A 5,436-nucleotide genomic window follows, 5' to 3' on the forward strand; every position below is an offset into this window, starting at 1 on the left:
TCTTCTTCTTTATTTTTTGTTTGGTTTTGATCCGGCCATCACCAACCTGGCGCTCAATATTCCGCTCTTTTTGATCGGTTGGAGGTTGCTCGGCCGCCAGACGTTTCTTTATACTGTCATCGGCACGGTCGCGGTTTCCATTTTTTTATCGATCTTCCAACGCTACATGATCCATATGCCGCTCCGTCACGACATGACGCTGGCAGCGCTGTTTGCCGGCGTGTTTATCGGCGTCGGCCTCGGCATTATTTTCCGCTACGGCGGCACAACCGGCGGCGTCGACATTATCGCCCGCCTCGTCCATAAATACAAAGGCATCAGCATGGGCAAAACGATGTTTGCCTTTGACGCCGCCGTCATCACGTTGTCGCTTCTTCTTTACCTGTCATACCGCGAGGCGATGTATACGTTGGTCGCCGTCTTTATCGCCGCCCGGGTCATTGATTTTCTGCAGGAAGGCGGCTATGCGGCAAAAGGGGCGACCATCATCTCAGAAAAAAGCGAAGAGATCGCCAACCGGATCTTGACAGAGATGGAGCGCGGCGTCACTGTGCTCAAAGGGCGCGGCTCGTATACGAAACGCGACCGTGACGTGCTGTATTGCGTCGTGGCCAAAAACGAATTGCCCCGCCTCAAAAGCGTCATTATGTCCGTCGATCCGCACGCCTTTGTCGCGGTCACCGATGTGCACGACGTGCTCGGCGAAGGGTTTACGCTCGATGAGCACAAGCGGCCGCTGGAGCAATAAGGACTAAGTCCCTGTCCTCAACATCTCGGGGCATGCCCGGCTTGCCAGGTGCCGCGCAGCCGTCAAAATAAAAAAGAGGGGGAAACCATTCCCCCTCTTGAAAGCAAGCCGGCTCCTATTCTTCCGGCTGCCGCGCCCGCTTCGCCTCTTTTTCTCCTCTGTACTTCCGCCAGCCGACATACGTCAACGTTAAGACGATCATTCCACCGGTCGAAATCATGACCCAAATGAGCGACGGGTCGGCTTCGTCCTTTTTCACCCCGTCAAACAACGCTTCTATATTGCGGCGCGCGGCAGCAAGCTGCTCGCGCTGCTCGCTTTGGCCAAGCCGCCAAAACGAAGCGCCTTGCAGCACTTCGAGGTCATGGTCGACCTTTTTCGCTTCTTCCGGAGGCACATCGATTTTCACGCTCGGCTCAATCAAGGCATAGCGATCCATAAACTGGCGAAGGGCAGCCGCATACGCCTTCCTCTCTCCGCGCTCCGCCGCCTGTTCCATCACGGCAAACGCCTCCATGACGGCGGGTTCCATCTCGGACCAGAGCGGTTGATAGGTGGAGTGAACAGCATCGACGACAAGGCGGAACTGTGTAAGAGCAGCGACCTTGCCCTCGTCTGGAATCGGCGCTGTCATGGCTTTGACGGCATGTTCGTGCGTGACAGTCACCGCCCGCAGCTCATCGGCCGTTTTCAACCGTTTTTTCGCCTCAAGGGCAAAAAATCGTTCAGAAAAATAGAGGAGCACCTCTTTTGCTTCGGCAAAACGCTCGTTTTTCCCTAACTGCAGCGCCTCGTCGGAAATATCGTCCAGCTGCTCCCAACCGCTTGGTCGTCCGGCCGCGCCAACGAGCGCTGGCCATAAAAAGATGAACGATAACAACATGGCCAGCCCGATTCGTTTCATCATCGTCCCTCCCTCATTCATTACTACAATGTATGAAGGAGTGGACAAGAGTAGACCAAGGAACCGCCATCAAGACGCGGCTGAATTTTCTATTCCGCTTTCGGACGGAAATCGATGCGGCCGCCTGGCAAAAGCGGCTGCCGCCGCACGCGGATGCCAAGCCAATACGCAGCGGCAATGGAAGCCATGCTCAACCAAAAGGTAAAATAGCCAATTTGATCGGCGTATCGTTCCAACATATGGTAACGAGGCATCATGCCAAACACGTAATCGATGACATCGTTATGCAGCGTCCAAACCGCCGCCAAGGCGAGATGGACGGAGCGAAATCGATAAAACGAAGCGTACAGTGCGCCTTCGACCGCCATCGCCCCGTGCGACACAACGAGCATCCAGCCAGCCCAATCGAGCGTCCCCGTGACGCGCCAAACGAGCACGTTCATGACGACGGCCCAAATCCCGTATTTGACAAGCGTCACCAACGCGAGCGCCTCAAACAGCGGCGAGGATCGGCCCAGCAGCCAAGCGGCGAGGACGAGCACAAAAAAAAGGCTCGCCGTCGGGCTGTCGGGAACAAACGGCAAAAAGTCGGGCGGCGTCTCCGCAAGTTGATAGCGGTACCAATAATAGCCGTAAACGGTGCCGGCGGCATTCACGAACAACAGCAACCAAACAACCGGCCGGGCGGCCAATATTGCATAAAGCCATGCCATCATCTGCACCTCGCCTCGGTTTCATGTTAGCACGAAAAAAGCTGACTAACGCGAGTCAGCTTTCCGTGCCGAACGAATTATTCCGCTTTTAAGCCGGCGATGAATTCCGCCATTTTTTTCAGCTCTTCATCCGTGCCTTTAAAAATGCCACCTGGCATGTTGCCTTTCCCTTCTTTGGCGATCTTCGCGATCTCTTCCGGCGTCAAGCCGGTGCCGATGAGCGACGGGCCGGCGCCGCCGGACAAGTTTTGTCCGTGACACGATGTACATGTGTTCGCTTGGGCGATTTTATAGCCTTCCGCGTTCGTATCAATTTCCACTTCCGCGCGAATTTTCCCTTGCTCAGCTGCTTTTTTCCAGTCGTGTGTAACGACCGCCTCCCATGTCAAATAAACAATAGAAGCGAGCGCCAACAACATCATGCCGGTTGCCACCGGGCGCTTCCAAGGACGGCGCTCCGGACCGCGATCCAAAAACGGCGCCAGCAGCAAAGCGGCAAACGCCAGCCCCGGCATGACGATCGCACCGATAACCGTATACGGACCGGACGCATACGAGTATTTGAGCAATTGGTATAAGAACAAGAAATACCAGTCAGGCAGCGGCACGTACGTCGTGTCCGTCGGGTCAGCGATCCGCTCAAGCGGCGACGGGTGGGCGACCGTCAAGCATAAGAAACCGACGAGAAAGACCGAACCGACCAACCATTCCTTGAGCAGGAAGTTCGGCCAAAACACTTCCGTTTTCCCGGGATATTCTGAATAGTCCTTCGGAATATTCGGTTTTCTTACCGCGGGAACACGGGAATCGCCGACGAATTTCATTCCTTTTCCGCGATGCATTGCGTGATTCCCTCCTTTTTTCTATCGCCTCGAAACGCGGGCCGACCGATCATAGCGGACCGGAAATGCCTTGTCTACGAATCATTAAAAAGTGCGCTGCCATTAAGCCGAGCAAAGCGGCCGGCAAGAAGAAGACGTGAATGGCAAAAAAGCGCGTCAACGTTTGCGCGCCGACAATTTCCGGATCTCCAGCCAACAGCGTTTTGATCGCCGGACCGATAAGCGGCGTCGCCTCCGCGATTTGCAAACCGACTTTCGTCGCGAACAGCGCTTTCATATCCCATGGCAACAAGTAACCGGTAAAGCCAAGACCCATCATCACCATAAAGATCAATACGCCGACGATCCAGTTCATCTCGCGCGGCTTTTTATACGCCCCTTGGAAAAAGACGCGCAACGTATGTAAGAACATCATGACGATGACAAGGCTCGCCCCCCAGTGGTGCATGCCGCGCACAATTTGGCCGAACGCTACTTCGTTTTGCAAATAATACACCGATTCCCATGCGTTTTTAATATCCGGGACGTAGTACATCGTCAAAAACATGCCCGACAAAATTTGAATGACCGTGACAAAAAACGTCAGTCCGCCGAAACAATAGACAAAGGCGGAAAAATGGTGGGCCGGGTTGACGTGCTCCGGAACTTCGTGATCGGCGATATCCCGCCATAAAGGCGTAATATCTAAGCGTTCATCAACCCAGTCATACAGCTTGTTTAACACGCATTACGCCTCCTTTCTTGGTTTCGCCTTGCCTAAATACAGCTTTCCGTCTTTAACTTTGTACTCGTAACGGTCAAGCGGCGCTTGCGGCGGCGTCCCCGGAACGTTCGTGCCGTCTTTCGTGTAGAGACCGTAGTGGCATGGACAGAAAAAATGGTTCGGATGCTCTTTATCCGTGTTCCAGTCAACCGTACAGCCAAGGTGTTTGCAAATCGGCGACAGGGCGATAATGTCCCCCTTTTCATCCTTGTACACCCAAGCTGATTTCGGCTCTTCCGACTCGTACCAAGCGTCTTTCACCTTCACTTTAAAGTCGAAGCGCTTCGGTTCGGTCGTAATTTCTTTGACGTCCGCCACCGCGACCATCTCCGTCCCTGCTTCATCCTTCAAGACCGGATCGAAAGCAAAACGGAGCATCGGCATCAGCATTCCTGCCGCCATAAAACCGCCGACGCCGGTCAGCGTGTAGTTTAAAAACTGACGTCTCGTTACACGATGTTTGTTGTCGCTCATCGTCTTCCCCCCTCTATGCAAAATCAAGTCCGCACCAGACGATTGTATGTATAACAACATATAAAAAACTAGGACATTCTAATGATAGCTCAATTGCTAGACAAGGTCAATATCGCAGGCGGCAAAACGTCGGACTTTGCCCAGCTTACCTTTTTGTCCAGCAGCTGACGAAAAAGCGGATCAGCTCAGCCGCCTGCTCCTTGACGAGTTCGTGCCTGTACGATTCCTCCATGTTCTCGAGCGGAACGTCCGGAACGAGCCAAACGCGGTCAGCTTCTTCACCCTCTTGCCACGCCGGGTCACACGTCACGTAAAACACATGCTTCATCCCCTCCTGTCCAAGCCGGCTTGTCCAGCCCGCCAGCCGCTCTGCCAGCGATGGCCGCGGCTCATCGGCAAAATACACAAACGCCGGCAGCAAAAACACACGGCCTCTCAGCTGCCGCTCAGCCTCGGCGGCCACAAGCCCGACGAGCTCCCCGCCCGAGGCGATCCGCCTCGCTCTTTGGTCGATGGCCACCGGCAAAAGCGGAACGAGTGCCGTATCAATGTAGTCGCGCTCTTTTTCGTAGATGGCGACGTCCCCGCTTGTCCATTTCATCGTTACTCCCCTTTGCCATAAAGTTCGTTCCTTATCACCATACCATATTTTTCGACAAAAGAAAAACCTTGCCGGCGGCAAGGTTTTTACAATTTGTTTAATTCATCGGTCAGGCGGCGGAACGCCTCTTCATCATGGCGGTCGAGCGCCTCGTCAATCAGCTTCATGAGCCGCCCGCGCCGGAATTCGTAAATGGAGCGTTCCAAAAACTGCTCGGCGAGGCGCTGGTCGTTTTCGCTCACTTGCGCCTGTTTGGGCGCGTGCGGATTTTCCTCAAGCACGGCGACATATTGCGGCGAATGAAAAGAAGCGCGGAAATTCAGTTGAATGTAAATATCTTCGTCGCGGTTTAAACGGATGTCATGGAACGATTTCTCTGCATCGGTTGTCA

Annotated in this window: 8 protein-coding genes; 1 reads left to right on the top strand and 7 read right to left on the bottom strand. The window is 54.2% G+C overall.

Going from position 1 to position 5,436, the window contains the following annotated elements; genetic code table 11:
• Positions 1 to 748: YitT family protein (locus tag IKE44_RS12500; protein WP_287466069.1), on the top strand; the 748-nt coding region annotated here is incomplete at its 5' end.
• Positions 749 to 863: 115 nt separating this feature from the next.
• Here the strand turns inward: IKE44_RS12500 and ypjB are convergent.
• The 7 genes from ypjB to IKE44_RS12535 all read right to left on the bottom strand — a co-directional run.
• Positions 864 to 1,652, bottom strand: a complete 789-nt coding sequence (gene ypjB, locus IKE44_RS12505) for a sporulation protein YpjB (RefSeq protein ID WP_033014016.1) — start codon at positions 1,650 to 1,652, stop codon at positions 864 to 866.
• Positions 1,653 to 1,741: 89 nt separating this feature from the next.
• Positions 1,742 to 2,365: a lipoprotein heptaprenylglyceryl N-acetyltransferase LhaT gene (lhaT, locus tag IKE44_RS12510; RefSeq protein WP_049624828.1), complete on the bottom strand. Its 624-nt coding sequence runs from the start codon at positions 2,363 to 2,365 to the stop codon at positions 1,742 to 1,744.
• A gap of 77 nt (positions 2,366 to 2,442) precedes the next feature.
• Entirely contained in the window at positions 2,443 to 3,207 is a 765-nt protein-coding gene (locus IKE44_RS12515; protein ID WP_033014013.1) for a menaquinol-cytochrome c reductase cytochrome b/c subunit, read from the bottom strand.
• Between the two features lie 49 nt (positions 3,208 to 3,256).
• On the bottom strand, positions 3,257 to 3,931 hold the full coding sequence (gene qcrB / locus IKE44_RS12520; RefSeq protein ID WP_011231676.1) for a menaquinol-cytochrome c reductase cytochrome b subunit: 675 nt from the start codon (positions 3,929 to 3,931) through the stop codon (positions 3,257 to 3,259).
• Between the two features lie 3 nt (positions 3,932 to 3,934).
• Positions 3,935 to 4,444: a Rieske (2Fe-2S) protein gene (locus tag IKE44_RS12525; RefSeq protein WP_033014012.1), complete on the bottom strand. Its 510-nt coding sequence runs from the start codon at positions 4,442 to 4,444 to the stop codon at positions 3,935 to 3,937.
• 145 nt (positions 4,445 to 4,589) lie between these two features.
• Positions 4,590 to 5,045: a YpiF family protein gene (locus IKE44_RS12530; RefSeq protein ID WP_049624827.1), complete on the bottom strand. Its 456-nt coding sequence runs from the start codon at positions 5,043 to 5,045 to the stop codon at positions 4,590 to 4,592.
• 86 nt (positions 5,046 to 5,131) lie between these two features.
• Positions 5,132 to 5,436: YpiB family protein (locus IKE44_RS12535; protein WP_287466073.1), on the bottom strand; the 305-nt coding region annotated here is incomplete at its 5' end.

It is taken from the genome of Geobacillus sp. (genome assembly GCF_017515625.1).
GTDB classification, from domain to species: domain Bacteria; phylum Bacillota; class Bacilli; order Bacillales; family Anoxybacillaceae; genus Geobacillus; species Geobacillus stearothermophilus.

What these genes read in the sequence shown, in the direction of transcription:
- ypjB (WP_033014016.1), bottom strand. Translation starts at nt 1,652, where the DNA reads ATGAAACGAATCGGGCTGGCCATGTTGTTATCGTTCATCTTTTTATGG.
- lhaT (WP_049624828.1), bottom strand. Translation starts at nt 2,365, where the DNA reads ATGGCATGGCTTTATGCAATATTGGCCGCCCGGCCGGTTGTTTGGTTG.
- IKE44_RS12515 (WP_033014013.1), bottom strand. Translation starts at nt 3,207, where the DNA reads ATGCATCGCGGAAAAGGAATGAAATTCGTCGGCGATTCCCGTGTTCCC.
- IKE44_RS12525 (WP_033014012.1), bottom strand. Translation starts at nt 4,444, where the DNA reads ATGAGCGACAACAAACATCGTGTAACGAGACGTCAGTTTTTAAACTAC.
- IKE44_RS12530 (WP_049624827.1), bottom strand. Translation starts at nt 5,045, where the DNA reads ATGAAATGGACAAGCGGGGACGTCGCCATCTACGAAAAAGAGCGCGAC.